Below are 15830 nucleotides of genomic sequence, written 5' to 3' on the forward strand. Positions count from 1 at the left end.
CAACTGACTGCTTAGTCCCCGAAAAGAGGCCCTCATGACCGCCATCATCGACATCATCGGACGCGAAATCCTGGATAGCCGTGGCAATCCCACCGTCGAGGTCGACGTCGTGCTGGAAGATGGTGCGCTCGGCCGTGCCGCCGTGCCGTCAGGCGCCTCGACCGGTGCCCATGAGGCGGTGGAACTGCGCGACGGCGACAAGGCCCGCTATCTCGGCAAGGGCGTCACCAAGGCGGTCGGCGCCGTCAACGGCGAGATCTTCGAGGCGCTGAGCGGCCTCGATGTCGAGCAGCAGGCCCAGCTCGACCAGATCATGATCGACCTCGACGGCACGCCGAACAAGAGCCGGCTGGGCGCCAACGCCATCCTCGGCGTGTCGCTCGCCTGCGCCAAGGCGGCCGCGAACTCGCTCGACATGCCGCTGTACCGTTACGTCGGCGGCACCTCCGCGCGTCTCTTGCCGGTGCCGATGATGAACATCATCAATGGCGGCATGCACGCCGACAACCCGATCGACTTCCAGGAGTTCATGATCCTCCCCGTGGGCGCGTCCTCCTTCGCCGAGGGCCTGCGCTACGGCGCGGAGGTCTTCCACACTCTGAAGTCCGAATTGAAGAAGGCCGGCCACAACACCAATGTCGGCGACGAGGGCGGCTTCGCCCCGAACCTGCCGTCGGCGGACGCCGCGCTCGAATTCGTCATGAACGCGATCGGCAAGGCCGGTTACAAGGCGGGCTCCGACATCGTCATCGGCCTCGACTGCGCCTCGACCGAGTTCTTCAAGGACGGCAAGTACGTCTACGAAGGCGAGGGCAAGACCCGCTCGATCTCCGAGCAGGCCAAGTACCTTGCCGACCTCGTCTCGCGCTATCCGATCGTGACCATCGAGGACGGCATGTCGGAAGACGACATGGACGGCTGGAAGGAGTTGACCGACCTCGTCGGCAAGAAGTGCCAGCTCGTCGGCGACGATCTCTTCGTCACCAACGTCAAGCGGCTCGCTGAAGGCATCAAGGCCGGACGGGCCAACTCGATCCTGATCAAGGTCAACCAGATCGGCACGCTGACCGAGACTCTCGCCGCCGTCGAGATGGCGCACAAGGCCGGCTACACCTCGGTGATGTCGCACCGCTCCGGCGAGACCGAGGATTCCACCATCGCCGACCTCGCGGTCGCCACCAATTGCGGACAGATCAAGACCGGCTCCCTTGCACGTTCCGATCGCACCGCCAAATACAACCAGCTCCTGCGCATCGAGCAGCAGCTCGGCAAGCAGGCGCTCTACGGCGGCAAGGCGGCACTGAAGGCGATGGCATAAGCCAGCGGTCGGACAAAAACAGGGAGGATCGACATGAGCGACGGGAAGAACGGCCTGCAATTGCGTTCGCTGATCAAGAAGAGCGGCGAGCTCGAGATCTCGCTCCTCGACGTGCCGACTCCCGAGCCCGCCGCGGACGAGGTCGTTGTCCGCGTCGAGGCGGCGCCGATCAACCCGTCCGATCTCGGGCTCCTGATCGGCGCGGCCGACATGAGCACGGCAAAGGCTTCCGGCGACAAGGGCGCTCCCGTCATCACCGCGAAGGTGCCGGAAGGCGCGATGCGAGCGATGGCAGGCCGGCTCGACGAATCCATGCCGGTCGGTAACGAAGGCGCGGGAGTCGTGATCAGGACCGGCTCGTCGGATGCCGCCAAGGCACTGATGGGCAAGACCGTCGCGATGATCGGCGGCGCGATGTATACGCAGTATCGCACGCTGAAAGTGCGCGAGTGCCTGCCGCTGCCGGAAGGCACCACGCCGGCCGAAGGCGCCTCCTGCTTCGTCAATCCGCTGACCGCGCTCGGCATGACCGAGACCATGCGGCGCGAGGGTCACAAGGCGCTGGTACACACTGCGGCCGCATCCAATCTCGGCCAGATGCTGAACAAGATCTGCATCAAGGACGGCATCCCGCTGGTCAACATCGTGCGCAGCAAGGAGCAGGCCGACATCCTGCACAAGATCGGCGCCAAATATGTCGTCGATTCCACCGCGCCGAGCTTCCTCGGCGATCTCACCAACGCGCTGGTCGAGACCGGCGCCACCATCGCCTTCGACGCCATCGGCGGCGGTAAGCTCGCCGGCGATATCCTCAACTGCATGGAAGTCGCGATCAACAAGACCGCGAAGGAATACAGCCGCTACGGCTCCAACGTGCACAAGCAGGTCTACGTCTATGGCGCACTCGATGTCCGCCCGATCGAACTGCCACGCGGCTTCGGCATGGCCTGGGGCGTCGGCGGCTGGCTGCTGTTTCCGTTCCTGATGAAGATCGGGCAGGCGGACGGGGCCAGGCTGCGCCAGCGCGTGGTCGATGAACTGAAGACCACGTTTGCCAGCCACTACACCAAGGTGGTGTCGCTTTCCGAGGCGCTCGATCCGGCCAACATCGCGGTCTACGCCAAACGCGCCACCGGCGAAAAATTCCTCATCAACCCAAATAAATAATCGTGATGTGCGACGGCACGTGACCCAAAGAAGGTCTTGCCTTCTGAGCGAAGCCGGAGATTATTCCGCCGCCATTGAAAGCGGAAAAAACCGCAGGGCGCGCTCAGAAGGGGACTTCTCCATGACCGATCTCAATCGCCGCCATTTGCTCGCAGGCGCCGCCGTCCTCGGTGCGGCGGCCGTGACCAAGCTTGGATCGACCACCGCCAATGCCTCGGTGCCGCAAACCGGCACGCAGGCGCCGGGCTTCTACCGCTACAAGATCGGCAGCTACGAGTGCACCTCGATCAATGACGGTGCGCGTACTTTCCCGATGCCGGACAAGTTCGTCGTCAACGCGCCGAAGGAGGAAGCGCTGGCCGCGGGCGAGGCGGCCTACATGCCGAAGGGCATGGTCACGGTACCGTTCAACCCGCAGCTCATCAACACCGGCTCCAAGCTCGTGCTGATCGATACCGGCAACGGTGTCGCCAATCTCGAGCCCAGCAAGGGCGCGGTCGGCCGCACGCTGCAGAACCTCGAGGCCGCCGGCGTCGACCCCAAGAGCATCGATGTCGTGCTGCTGTCGCATCTGCATCCCGACCACACCAACGGCATTCGCCTCGCCGACGGCGCGCTCGCCTTTCCGAATGCGGAGATCATGGTGCCGGGCAAGGACTGGGAGTTCTGGACCAGCGAGGACAATGCCGCCAAGGCCGAGTCCAACGCGATGATGAAGAACTACTTCGCCAACGTGAAGAAGACCTTTGCCGGCCTCGAATCCAAGGTGACGAAGTACGCGTGGGGCAAGGAGGTCGCGCCGGGCATCACGTCGATCGCGACGCCCGGCCACACGCCGGGCCACACCTCGTTTGCGGTCGCCTCGGGCGATGCCAAGGTGCTGATCCAGTCCGACGTCACCAACATCCCGGAGTTCTTCCTGCGCAATCCGGACTGGCATGTGGTGTTCGATACCGATGCTGCGCTGGCGCAGGAGACGCGTCACAAGTTCTACGACATGGCGGCGGCCGAGAAGGCGACCGTGATCGGCTTCCACTTCACGTTTCCCTCGGTCGGCCATGTCGAGAAGGACGGCGCCAAATATCGCCTGATCCCGTCGGCGTGGAATCCGACGATCTGAACCGATTTGCGGATTGTACCAACGACTCAGGCCGCCACTTGGCGGCCTGATGGTTTGGGCAACCGTTCAGAAACGCAGCGTTTCCAAATCCGATCGGTCCATGCACTTGCATCCATCACTCGGGATCGCTTAAGTGCCGCCCCGGCACTCCCGCTGAAGATTTCAAGGACACTCCATGGCCTACAATATTGTCACGATCGCCGGCAGCCTGCGCAAGGACAGCTTTTCGCTGAAGATCGCCCATGCGCTCGCCAAGCTCGCGCCGGCCTCGCTCAAGCTCGAGGTCATCACGCCGGCCGGCATCTCGTTCTTCAATCAGGACCTCGAGGGCGCGCCGCCGGCCGACTGGCTGTCTTTTCGCGAAAAGATCCAGAAGTCGGACGGCGTCATCTTCGTCACGCCGGAATACAATCGGGCGATCCCGGGCGTGCTGAAGAACGCCATCGACGTCGCCTCGCGGCCCTATGGCAAGAGCTCGTTCAACGGCAAGCCGGTCGGCATCATCGCGAACTCGCCGGGCCCGCTCGGCGGCGTCAGCGCCGCCAAGACGCTGCAGAACATCCTGCCGGGCATTTCCGGCCCGATCATGCAGCAGCCGGAGGCCTATCTGAACGGGGTGGGCGACGCGTTCGACGCTGAGGGCAACCTGACCAAGGAGTCCCTGAAGCCCGTGCTCCAGGCCTATATCGACGCGTTTGCGGTGCACGTCGCGAAGCATCACGGCTGAGGCCAAATCGCCCGCAGCCACAGCATAGGCCCTCATCCTGAGGAGAACGCGAAGCGTTCGTCTCGAAGGATGGCTCCGGGAAACTGCCGTGCCTTCATGGTTCTCGCGGCGATGCGAAGCATCGTCCGCGAGACGGCGCTTTGCGCCTCCTCGCCATGAGGGTCCGCTAGCGTCGCGCGCGGGGCCAGCGGACGGAAATTAGCACGCCCTTAACCAACCTGTCCCATCTTCCCAAGATGGTCTCCCGCGCGCGCCTGAAATCGATCCTGACCGGTCTTGCCCTCTATGCGATGGCGGCCGCCATCGTCGGTTATTTCGGGGTCAACGCCTATACCGGCAAATACGGCCTCAACGCCCGTCAGGAGCTCGACCAGGAGATCGTGGCGCTGACCAGCGAGCTGGCTCAGCTCAAGCGCGAGCGCGCCAGGAGCGAGCAGCGCGTTTCGCTGCTGCGCTCCGCGAAGATCGACCCCGACATGCTGGACGAGCGGGCGCGCTTCCAGCTCGACTACGTCAATCCGCGCGATCTCGTCCGGACGATCCCGGCGAACTAACCACTCTTCCTAAAGTTGAAGGCTTCCAAGTTGAAGCCTGGAACCGGACTGCCGCCTTGACGGCAGCGCCGCAAAGGGCTCATGGCTCCCAGCGCCATGGCCAGGGTTGACGCAGATCAACCGGGCCGTGCCGGCACGCTCTAGATTGCCACTCGGAGGAAACAGTGATGAATGGGCAATCCCCCCGGCATCACGCGGCCCGCGTCGAGGCCGCCATTACGTCAGGCCAGGCGGCACGCTCGTCGCTCGTGGCCTCGTGGCGCCGTTCGTCCAGATTGCATCGTCTCGATCCCGCCGGCCGCAGCTCACCGAACCGGCTGAGTGAAGCCGAGCTGCACCGCGCGCGCGAACGCGTCGCGCCGCTGCTCGCCGCTGCGCGAGGTGCAATGGACCGGCTCTACCAGGCGGTCGGCGCCAGCGGCTGCTGCGTGCTTCTCGCCGACGGCGAGGGCGTGCCGGTCGATCGCCGCGGCACCCCGGCGGACGATGCGACATTTCAGTCCTGGGGCCTCTGGACCGGCGCGCTTTGGAGCGAGGAGCATGAGGGCACCAACGGCATCGGTACCTGCCTCGTCGAGCAACGACCGCTGACGATCGACCGCGACCAGCATTTCTTTACCCGAAACACGCTTCTGAGCTGCACTGCCGTTCCGATCTACGACCATGAGGCTGCGTTCGCGGGCGTGCTCGACGTCTCCTCCTGCCGCGCCGACCGCACTGACGTGTTTTCCAGTCTGATCGCGCTCGCGGCCGGTGAGGCGGCCAAGCGTATCGAGGCCGATTTGTTTCGCAGGGCCTTCGCCCATGCCCGCATCGTACTGACGCAAGCTGCGGACGGCCAGTGCGGCGGCCTCGTTGCGGTCGATGCGGACGATCTCGTGATCGGCGCGACCAGGACTGCCCGGGCAGGACTGGGGCTCGCGCCGTGCCGGGCGTTGCGACCAGTGCCTGCGGCCGATCTCCTCGGCGGCGACACCGCGCGCGACCATCTTGCTGGCGGTCAACGCGCGGTGTTGCAGCGGGCTCTGCTCCGCGCCGGCGGCAATGTCTCGGCGGCCGCCAAGGCCCTCGGCGTCAGCCGCGCCACGCTGCACAGAAAACTCAAGCGGTTCGAGCTGAACGCGCATTGAGCTGCTGGTAGATATTCATGGTGAGGAGACCGCGAAGCGGTCGTCGCGAACCACAAGAGGCCCTGCTGTCACCTCCAGCCATCCTTCGAGACGCGCGCACGAGCGCGCTCCTCAGGATGAGGTCAGCATGTGCAGCGGCATGACGTGCAGCCTCGTCACCTGTCGCAGAACTGCGACAGGTCGGCTCCTCCATCGCTCCTATCAGGGCTGACAGAAGACGCCTCCCGCGACATCGTCGGTGCAAGTCGCGACCACGCGACGAATTGCGCAAACAGCAAACATCGGGAGTGATCAATGAACAAGGTAGAATTCCTCAGCGTCACCAAAATTCCCTTCGCCGAACGCTACGACAATTTCATCGGCGGCAAATTCGTCGCGCCGATCTCCGGCAAGTATTTCGACAACGCCTCGCCGGTGACGGGCCAGATCGTCTGCAAGATCGCGCGCTCCGACGCGCAGGACGTCGAAGCAGCCCTCGACGCTGCGCATGCCGCGAAGGCCGCCTGGGGCCGCACCAGCGTCGCCGAGCGCGCCGCGATGCTGAACCGGATTGCCGACCGCATGGAAGACAATCTCGAGCGTCTCGCCATCGCCGAGACCTGGGACAACGGCAAGCCGATCCGCGAGACCCGCGCCGCCGACCTGCCGCTGGCGATCGACCACTTCCGTTATTTCGCCGGCGCCATCCGCGCCCAGGAAGGCAGTCTCTCCGAGATCGATCACGACACCGTCGCCTATCATTTCCACGAACCGCTCGGCGTGGTCGGCCAGATCATTCCCTGGAACTTCCCACTGCTGATGGCCTGCTGGAAGCTCGCGCCCGCGCTCGCCGCCGGCAATTGCGTTGTGCTCAAGCCGGCCGAGCAGACCCCGGCCTCGATCATGGTCTGGGCCGAGATCATCGGCGACATTCTGCCGCCCGGTGTTCTCAACATCGTCAACGGCTTTGGTCTGGAAGCCGGCAAGCCGCTCGCGTCCAGCCCGCGCATCGCCAAGATCGCCTTCACCGGCGAGACCACGACGGGCCGGCTGATCATGCAATATGCCAGCCAGAACCTCATTCCCGTCACGCTCGAGCTCGGCGGCAAGTCACCCAACATCTTCTTCAGCGACGTCACGGCCGAAGACGACGACTTCTTCGACAAGGCGATCGAAGGGTTCGTCATGTTCGCGTTGAACCAGGGCGAGGTCTGCACCTGTCCGAGCCGGGCGCTGGTCCATGCCGATATCTATGACCGCTTCATGGAGCGGGGGCTGAAGCGCGTCGCCGCGATCAAGCAGGGCGACCCGCGCGCGGCCGACACCATGATCGGCGCGCAGGCGTCGGGCGAGCAGCTCGCAAAAATCCTCTCCTACATCGACATCGGCAAGCAGGAGGGAGCAAAGGTGCTGGCCGGCGGCGGACGCGCCGAGCTCGGCGGCGATCTCGCCGGCGGCTTCTACGTCCAGCCGACCGTGTTCGAGGGCCACAACAAGATGCGCGTCTTCCAGGAGGAGATCTTCGGCCCCGTCGTTTCGGTCACGACCTTCAAGAGCGACGAAGAGGCGCTCGAGATCGCCAACGACACGCCCTATGGCCTGGGGGCCGGCGTCTGGAGCCGCGACGCCAACCGCTGCTATCGCTTCGGCCGGGCGATCCAGGCCGGCCGGGTCTGGACCAACTGCTACCATGCCTACCCCGCGCATGCGGCCTTCGGCGGCTACAAGCAGTCGGGCGTCGGGCGCGAGACCCACAAGATGATGCTCGATCACTACCAGCAGACCAAGAACCTGCTGGTCAGCTACAGCCCCAAGAAGCTCGGCTTCTTCTGATCGGGCGGGCGGAGAGGGCGGCGCTGTTCTGCGCCGCCCGTTCCAAATGTCGGGACCGCGTTGGCTCAAGGTTGCATGACGCGGCCACGAATCTGCGCGTGCGGCGACCGTGTCGATTTGTTGCCCGATCCGCGTCAAAGATTTTGCAATATTACGATCACGTTGCAGTGCGGCATAATGAAAGTCGTGCCATGCCGCCGCGGTGCTTTCCAAGGGCGTTTGACTTGGGTTAGAGAGGGCTGAAGTTTTCTCTGACCCGGAATTCCCATGGCCGCACCCAAGAAAGCCGCCGCAAGCACTGCACAGGACAAGACCGACGGCGGTTCGCCCCCGGAATTCACCAGAGAGCAGGAGCTCAAGGCGCTCCGCGACATGCTCCTGATCCGGCGGTTCGAGGAAAAGGCCGGCCAGCTCTACGGCATGGGCGCGATCGGCGGCTTCTGCCACCTTTATATCGGCCAGGAGGCCGTGGTGGTCGGGATGCAGATGGCCCTGAAGCCGGGCGATCAGGTCATCACCGGCTATCGCGATCACGGCCATATGCTCGCCACCGGCATGGAGGCCAACGGCGTCATGGCCGAGCTCACGGGCCGTCGCGGCGGCTATTCCAAGGGCAAGGGCGGCTCCATGCACATGTTCAGCAAGGAGAAGCACTTTTACGGCGGCCACGGCATCGTCGGCGCCCAGGTCTCGCTCGGCACCGGGCTCGCTTTCGCCAATCACTATCGCGACAACGACAATGTCAGCGTCACCTATTTCGGCGACGGTGCGGCCAACCAGGGCCAGGTCTATGAGAGCTTCAACATGGCGGAGCTCTGGAAGCTGCCGGTGATCTACGTCATCGAGAACAACCGCTACGCCATGGGCACTTCGGTCTCGCGCGCCTCGGCGCAGCAGGATTTCTCCAAGCGCGGCGCCTCCTTCAACATTCCCGGCCAGCAGGTCGACGGCATGGACGTCCGTGCCGTCAAGGCCGCCGGCGACGAAGCTGCGGCCTGGTGCCGCGCCGGCAAGGGACCCTTCATCCTGGAGATGCAGACCTACCGTTATCGCGGCCACTCGATGTCCGATCCCGCAAAGTACAGAACGCGCGAGGAGGTCGAGAAAGTCCGCCACGACCAGGATCCGATCGAGCAGGTGCGCAACCGCCTATTGGCCGCCAAGGTCAGCGAGCAGGATCTGAAGGCGATCGACGCCGAGGTGCGCGACATCGTCAACGCGTCCGCCGATTTCGCCCAGCATGATCCCGAGCCGGATGCCGCCGAGCTCTGGACCGATATTTACCGCTAAACGCGCGCAAGCTTTCTCTTGGAGTCGATATGCCAATTCAAGTGCTGATGCCCGCGTTGTCGCCCACGATGGAGAAGGGCAACCTCTCCAAATGGCTGAAAAAAGAGGGTGAGACGATCAAGTCCGGCGACGTCATCGCCGAGATCGAGACAGACAAGGCGACCATGGAGGTCGAGGCGACCGATGAAGGTACGCTCGGCAAGATCCTGATCCCCGAGGGCACAGCCGACGTTGCCGTGAACACGCCGATTGCGACGATTCTCGCCGATGGCGAGAGTGCCGCCGATCTCGCCAAGGCGCCCGCTCCGCAGCAGAAGGCTGCCGAATCCGCAGCGCCCGCCGCTGCAAAAGCCGAAGCGCCAGCTCCCAAGGCTGCGCCGGCACCGCAGGCCGTCGCAGAGCCCGACCCGGAAGTGCCTGCCGGCACCGAGATGGTGACGCAGACCATCCGTGAAGCCCTGCGCGATGCCATGGCCGAAGAGATGCGCCGCGACGCCGACGTCTTCGTGATGGGCGAAGAGGTCGCCGAATACCAAGGCGCCTACAAGGTGACGCAAGGGCTGCTTCAGGAATTCGGCGCCAAGCGCGTGATCGACACGCCGATCACCGAGCACGGCTTTGCCGGCATTGGGGTCGGCGCCGCGATGAGCGGGTTGAAGCCGATCGTCGAGTTCATGACCTTCAACTTTGCCATGCAGGCAATCGACCAGATCATCAACTCCGCGGCAAAGACGCTTTATATGTCCGGCGGCCAGATGGGCTGCTCGATCGTGTTCCGCGGGCCTAACGGCGCCGCTTCCCGCGTGGCCGCCCAGCACAGCCAGGATTATTCGTCCTGGTATTCCAATGTCCCGGGCCTCAAGGTCGTCGCGCCGTTCTCGGCCGCTGATTACAAGGGCCTGCTCAAGGCTGCGATCCGCGATCCCAACCCGGTGATCTTCCTCGAGAACGAGATGCTCTACGGTCACACTGGCGAGGTGCCGAAGCTCGACGATTTCGTGATTCCGATCGGCAAGGCGCGCATCGTGCGCTCCGGCAGCCATGTCACGATCATCTCGTGGTCGAACGGCATGAGCTACGCGCTGAAGGCCGCCGACGAACTCGCCAAGGACGGCATCGAGGCCGAAGTGATCGATCTGCGCACGCTGCGCCCGATGGACACCGAGACGATCGTCAACTCGGTCAAGAAGACGGGACGTGCCGTCACGGTGGAAGAGGGCTGGGCCCAGAGCGGTGTCGGCGCCGAGATCGCCGCGCGGATCATGGAGCATGCCTTCGACTATCTGGATGCGCCTGTAGCCCGCGTCTCCGGCAAGGACGTGCCGATGCCCTATGCCGCGAACCTGGAAAAGCTCGCGCTGCCTTCGGCTGCCGAAGTGGTCGAGGCCGCCAAAGCCGTCTGCTACAGGTAGACCATGGCGGGTCCGAAGGAGCAGCCACTACCACCCGACGTCCTTGTCCGCGATGATGCGGTCGAGATCCTGCGCGTGTTCGTGCTGGACGGCGGGCTGTCGATGGCATTCCAGCGGGCTTTCGACGAACCCGACATGTGGGGCCTGCTGCTCGTCGATCTCGCCCGTCACGCCGCGCGCGCCTATGCGCGCGAGAGCGAATACACCGAGGAGGACGCGCTGAACCGGATCATCGAGATGTTCCAGGCCGAGATCGAGCGTCCCACCGACACCGGCACCACGACGCCGCGCGGGAAGGGGCACTGACCGTGGCGATCGAATCCTATCATTTCGATTTCATGCTGGAGGCGATCCGCGAGGCGGAAGCCTCGATCGCGCAAGGCGGCCTGCCGATCGGCGCCGTGCTGACCCGCGACAGCAAGGTCATTGCCCGCGGCCACAACAACCGCGTGCAGGAGAACAATCCGATCCTGCACGGCGAGATGAGTTGCCTGCGCGAGGCGGGTGCGATTTCGTTCCACGATACCGTCATGTACACCACGCTGTCGCCATGCGCGATGTGTGCCGGTGCGCTCGCGCTGTTCAAGGTCAAGCTCGTGGTGATCGGAGAGTCCGTCACCTTCGAGGGCTCCAAGGACATTCTCGACAAGTTCGGCATCCCGTGGATCGACCTTGCGGACGACCGCTCCATCACCATGATGAAGAACTGGCGTTCCATCCCTGCCAATGAGCGCCTCTGGCAGGGCGACATCGGCAACTAAACCTGGTCTGTTCGTCTCCGGTCCGGAGGCGGATTTTTGCAAAGTTCTTCTTGAGGTCAGCATGCCCATCAACATCCTGATGCCCGCTCTTTCGCCGACGATGGAGAAGGGCAACCTCGCCAAGTGGCTGAAGAAGGAAGGCGACAAGGTCAAATCCGGCGACGTCATCGCCGAGATCGAGACCGACAAGGCGACCATGGAGGTCGAAGCCATCGACGAGGGCACGATCGCCAAGATCCTCGTGCCCGAGGGCACGCAGGACGTCCCGGTCAACGACGTGATCGCGGTGCTGGCCGGCGAGGGTGAGGACGTGAAGGCGGCAGGTGCCGCCAAGCCCAGTGCTTCGGCCGCACCTCCGAAAGCGGCTGAAGCTCCTGCTGCTGCGCCGGCGCCTGCCGCGCCCAAGGCCGCGCCAGCGCCCGCCGCCGCACCTGCACCGCAGGCCGCAGCACCGGCTGCGCAGAGCAACGGCCATGCCGGCCGCGTGTTCTCCTCGCCGCTGGCGCGCCGGCTCGCCAAGGAAGCTGGCGTCGATGTTGCGATGGTGACCGGCACCGGCCCGCACGGCCGCGTGGTGGCACGCGACGTCGAGCAGGCCAAGTCCGGCAAGGGCCTGAAGGCACCGGTGGCGGCGCCGTCAGGCGCGCCCTCGACCGCGCCGACCATGTCGGACAAGCAGATCCTGTCGCTGTTCGAACCCGGCTCCTACGACGTCGTGCCGCATGACGGCATGCGCCGCACGATCGCGCAGCGTCTGACCGCGTCGATCCAGAACGTCCCGCACTTCTATCTCACCATCGACTGCGACATCGGCAAGCTGCTCGCCGCGCGCGAGGAGATCAATGCGGCTGCTCCCAAGGACAAGGAGAAGAAGCCGCTCTACAAGATCTCGGTCAACGACTTCGTCATCAAGGCGATGGCGGTGGCGCTGCAGAAGATCCCGAATTGCAATGTGAGCTGGACCGAAAGCGGCATGGTCAAGCACCATCATTCCGATGTCGGCGTCGCGGTGGCGATGCCCGGCGGCCTGATCACGCCGATCATCCGCAAGGCCGAGACCAAGACGCTGTCGACCATCTCCAACGAGATGAAAGATTTTGCGACCCGCGCCCGCTCGCGCAAGCTGAAGCCCGAAGAATACCAGGGCGGCACGACGGCCGTCTCGAACCTCGGCATGTTCGGCATCAGCCACTTCACCGCCGTGATCAACCCGCCGCATGCGACCATCCTCGCGGTCGGCACCAGCGAGGAGCGGCCTGTGGTCCGCGGCGGCAAGATCGAGATCGCGAACATGATGAGCGTGACATTGTCGTGCGATCACCGCGCCATCGACGGCGCGCTCGGCGCTGAGCTGATCGGCGCGTTCAAGCAGCTGATCGAAAATCCTGTGATGATGATGGTGTGATCCGGGGAGGCGCGGGGTGAGTGCGGACGCGTTGGCCCTGGATCTCCTTGTTGCTCTCGGCTGTGGTTGCACTCAATCCGGTCGGGCTCGATATTCTGCATTCCGCGTTCTTTGCCGGCGAGCAGCTGGCACGGAGCATCGGCCAGGCGGTCATTATGATCGCGTTGGCTATCATGGCCGGCGCGATCCTGCTCGAATGGCTGGTCAGGGTTTTGATTTCCAGGCGCCGCGCCCGCGGCACCTCTTGAGTTGAACGGGAGCCGCCATGGCCGATACATCCTTCGACATCATCATCATCGGCTCCGGTCCCGGCGGCTATGTCACCGCGATCCGGGCCGCCCAGCTCGGCTTCAAGGTCGCGATTGTCGAGAAATCCTATCTCGGCGGCATCTGCCTGAACTGGGGCTGCATCCCGACCAAAGCGCTGCTGCGCTCCGCCGAGATCTACCACTACATGCAGCACGCCAAGGATTACGGCCTGTCGGCCGATAACGTCTCGTTCGATCCGAAGGCCGTGGTGCAGCGCTCGCGCGGCGTCTCGAAGCGGCTGAACGACGGCGTCGGCTTCCTCATGAAGAAGAACAAGGTGAGCGTGATCTGGGGCGCGGCTTCGATCGACGCGCCCGGCAAGGTGACGGTAAAGAAGTCCGACGTCGAGGGGCCCAAGGGCGCGCTCGGCGAGGGGGCTTATCAGGCCAAGCACATCATCGTCGCGACCGGAGCGCGGCCGCGGGTGCTGCCGGGACTCGAGCCCGACAAGAAGCTGATCTGGACCTACTTTGAAGCGATGGTGCCGGAGCGGATGCCGAAATCGCTGCTGGTGATGGGCTCGGGTGCGATCGGGATCGAGTTCGCATCGTTCTTCAAGACGATGGGGTCGGATGTCACGGTGGTCGAGGTGCTGCCGCAGATCCTGCCGGTCGAGGACGCGGAGATTGCCGGACTTGCCCGCAAGCGCCTCGAGAAGCAGGGCATCAAGATCCTCACCAACACGGGTGTGACGAAGCTCGAAAAGAAGAGCGACAGCGTGGTCGCGACGCTCGACGACGGCAAGGCGAAGCAGACCGCCGAGTTCGAGCGCGTGATCTCTGCCGTCGGCGTGGTCGGCAATATCGAGTATCTCGGCCTCGAAAAGCTCGGCGTCAAAACCGAGCGCGGCTGCATCGTGATCGACGGCTACGGCAAGACCAACGTTCCCGGCATCTATGCCATCGGTGACGTCGCGGGTCCCCCGATGCTGGCCCACAAGGCCGAGCATGAGGGCGTGATCTGCGTCGAAGCCATCAAGGGCCTGCATCCGCATCCGATGGACAAGCTGATGATCCCCGGCTGCACCTATTGCAACCCGCAGGTCGCCTCGGTCGGCCTCACCGAAGCCAAGGCCAAGGAGAACGGCCGCGAGATCCGCGTCGGCCGCTTTCCCTTTGTCGGCAACGGCAAGGCGATCGCGCTCGGCGAGGACCAGGGCATGGTCAAGGTCATCTTCGACAAGAAGACCGGTCAGCTGCTCGGCGCCCATATGGTCGGCGCGGAGGTCACCGAGCTGATCCAGGGCTACGTCGTCGCCATGAACCTGGAGACCACGGAAGAAGAGCTGATGCACACCGTGTTCCCGCATCCGACGCTGTCGGAGATGATGAAGGAAGCCGTGCTGGATGCGTATGGACGGGTGCTGAATCTTTGACGACCACTGCCGCCGTCATTGCGAGCGCAGCGAAGCAATCCAGAATCTTTCCGCAGCGGCAGTCTGGATTGCTTCGCTACGCTCGCAATGACGAGCAGTAGGGCCTGCAAAACAAGAAGGAAATCACCCCATGCAAGACAACGACAATCTCACCATCGAACGCCCGACCTTCGTCACCCATCTCGAATGCGCGATGGAAGGCGATCATTATGCTGCCGATCAGGTCCACAACCTCTCCAAGGCCGGCAAGCCCCTTTTGGTGCGCTACGACCTCGCCGGTGTGAAGAATGCGCTGACCAAGGAGGCGCTTAGCCACCGCCCCGCCGACATGTGGCGCTACCGCGAGCTGCTGCCCGTGCGTAAATGCAAGGACATCGTCTCGCTCGGCGAAGTCACCACGCCGCTGATCCGGTTGCCCAAACTCGGCAAGAAGCTCGGCGGCGGCGAGATCATCGTCAAGGACGAGGGGCGGCTGCCGACCGGCTCGTTCAAGGCGCGCGGCCTCGTGATGGCGGTGTCGATGGGCAAGGCGCTCGGCATCAAGCACATGGCGATGCCGACCAACGGCAATGCCGGCGCGGCGCTCGCGGCTTATGCGACCTCCTGTGGCATCAAGACCACGATCTTCTGCCCGGCCGATACGCCTGAGGTGAACGTCAGCGAGATCGAGCTTCAGGGCGCGACCGTCTACCGCGTCAACGGCTATATCGACGATTGCGGCAAGATCGTCGGCGAGGGCAAGGCGAAAGTTGGCTGGTTCGACACCTCGACCTTGAAGGAGCCGTACCGGATCGAAGGCAAGAAGACGATGGGACTTGAACTCGCCGAGCAGCTCGGCTGGGACGTGCCCGACGTGATCTTCTATCCCACCGGCGGCGGCACCGGCCTGATCGGCATGTGGAAGGCCTTCGACGAGCTCGAGAAGATCGGCTTCATCGGCAGCAAGCGCCCGCGCATGGTCGCGGTGCAGGCCTCCGGCTGCGCGCCGATGGTGCGCGCCTATGAGGCCGGCACCGAGCATGCGACGCGCTGGGAGGACGCTCACACCATCGCGTCAGGCATTCGCGTGCCGCAGGCGATCGGCGACTTTCTCATTTTGCGCGCGGTGCGCGAGAGCAAGGGCTTTGCCATTGCAGTCGACGACGACAAGATCTCTGCCGCGCTGAACGAGGTCGCGCGCGAGGAGGGGCTGTTGCTCTGCCCCGAAGGTGCTGCGACCTACGCCGCCTACAAGGACAGCCTCGCCGACGGCCGCGTCTCGAAGGGTGACCGCGTGATGCTGTTCAACTGCGCCACCGGCCTGAAATACCCGCTGCCGCCGGTCAACCGCACGCTCGATCGCCACAAGCCGATCGACTATTCGCAGTTCTAGCGCGGCATTTCGGCTCTTCACGAACGATCCCTCTTCCCGTACGCGGGAAGAGACAAAAACAACAATGGCATTGCTGGG

The 15830-nt window shown here is 64.2% G+C and carries 15 protein-coding genes; all 15 read left to right on the forward strand.

Going from position 1 to position 15830, the window contains the following annotated elements; all coding sequences use genetic code 11:
* The first annotated feature begins 34 nt into the window (after positions 1-34).
* The 15 genes from eno (at position 35) to ABIB90_RS08725 (ending at position 15752) form a co-directional block, all read left to right on the forward strand.
* Positions 35-1318 carry a phosphopyruvate hydratase gene (eno, locus tag ABIB90_RS08655; protein ID WP_354170777.1) on the forward strand — a complete coding sequence of 428 codons (1284 nt, stop codon included), beginning with the start codon at positions 35-37 and terminating at the stop codon, positions 1316-1318.
* A 33-nt stretch (positions 1319-1351) separates the two neighbouring features.
* Positions 1352-2485 (forward strand): zinc-binding dehydrogenase, encoded by a 1134-nt coding sequence (locus tag ABIB90_RS08660; protein ID WP_027518151.1) that lies wholly within the window; start codon positions 1352-1354, stop codon positions 2483-2485.
* 121 nt (positions 2486-2606) lie between these two features.
* Complete coding sequence (locus ABIB90_RS08665) at positions 2607-3605, forward strand: MBL fold metallo-hydrolase (protein ID WP_354170779.1); 999 nt, start codon at positions 2607-2609, stop codon at positions 3603-3605.
* A 175-nt stretch (positions 3606-3780) separates the two neighbouring features.
* The gene (locus ABIB90_RS08670) at positions 3781-4332 is read left to right on the forward strand and encodes an NADPH-dependent FMN reductase (protein ID WP_007590616.1); all 552 of its coding nucleotides are present in this window, start codon (positions 3781-3783) and stop codon (positions 4330-4332) included.
* A gap of 236 nt (positions 4333-4568) precedes the next feature.
* Entirely contained in the window at positions 4569-4886 is a 318-nt protein-coding gene (locus ABIB90_RS08675; protein WP_007590617.1) for an FtsB family cell division protein, read from the forward strand.
* A gap of 167 nt (positions 4887-5053) precedes the next feature.
* Entirely contained in the window at positions 5054-6016 is a 963-nt protein-coding gene (locus ABIB90_RS08680) for a helix-turn-helix domain-containing protein (protein WP_354170782.1), read from the forward strand.
* 294 nt (positions 6017-6310) lie between these two features.
* Positions 6311-7828 (forward strand): aldehyde dehydrogenase, encoded by a 1518-nt coding sequence (adh, locus tag ABIB90_RS08685; RefSeq protein WP_354170784.1) that lies wholly within the window; start codon positions 6311-6313, stop codon positions 7826-7828.
* 267 nt (positions 7829-8095) lie between these two features.
* Positions 8096-9118, forward strand: coding sequence for a pyruvate dehydrogenase (acetyl-transferring) E1 component subunit alpha (gene pdhA / locus ABIB90_RS08690; protein ID WP_007590620.1), 1023 nt, complete (start codon positions 8096-8098; stop codon positions 9116-9118).
* 29 nt (positions 9119-9147) lie between these two features.
* A complete protein-coding gene (locus tag ABIB90_RS08695; RefSeq protein ID WP_354170787.1) occupies positions 9148-10530 on the forward strand; it encodes a pyruvate dehydrogenase complex E1 component subunit beta in 1383 nt (460 codons plus the stop codon).
* Between the two features lie 3 nt (positions 10531-10533).
* Positions 10534-10836 carry a DUF5076 domain-containing protein gene (locus ABIB90_RS08700; protein WP_007590623.1) on the forward strand — a complete coding sequence of 101 codons (303 nt, stop codon included), beginning with the start codon at positions 10534-10536 and terminating at the stop codon, positions 10834-10836.
* 2 nt (positions 10837-10838) lie between these two features.
* The gene (locus ABIB90_RS08705; RefSeq protein WP_354170789.1) at positions 10839-11291 is read left to right on the forward strand and encodes a nucleoside deaminase; all 453 of its coding nucleotides are present in this window, start codon (positions 10839-10841) and stop codon (positions 11289-11291) included.
* Positions 11292-11352: 61 nt separating this feature from the next.
* Complete coding sequence (locus ABIB90_RS08710; RefSeq protein ID WP_354170791.1) at positions 11353-12696, forward strand: pyruvate dehydrogenase complex dihydrolipoamide acetyltransferase; 1344 nt, start codon at positions 11353-11355, stop codon at positions 12694-12696.
* Between the two features lie 20 nt (positions 12697-12716).
* Positions 12717-12944, forward strand: coding sequence for a hypothetical protein (locus tag ABIB90_RS08715; protein WP_007590626.1), 228 nt, complete (start codon positions 12717-12719; stop codon positions 12942-12944).
* A gap of 17 nt (positions 12945-12961) precedes the next feature.
* Positions 12962-14380 carry a dihydrolipoyl dehydrogenase gene (gene lpdA, locus ABIB90_RS08720; RefSeq protein WP_007590627.1) on the forward strand — a complete coding sequence of 473 codons (1419 nt, stop codon included), beginning with the start codon at positions 12962-12964 and terminating at the stop codon, positions 14378-14380.
* Positions 14381-14510: 130 nt separating this feature from the next.
* Entirely contained in the window at positions 14511-15752 is a 1242-nt protein-coding gene (locus ABIB90_RS08725; protein ID WP_354170794.1) for a threonine synthase, read from the forward strand.
* The last annotated feature ends 78 nt before the right edge of the window (positions 15753-15830 follow it).

Source organism: Bradyrhizobium sp. JR4.1 (assembly GCF_040548605.1).
In the GTDB taxonomy this organism is placed as follows: Bacteria; Pseudomonadota; Alphaproteobacteria; order Rhizobiales; family Xanthobacteraceae; genus Bradyrhizobium; species Bradyrhizobium canariense.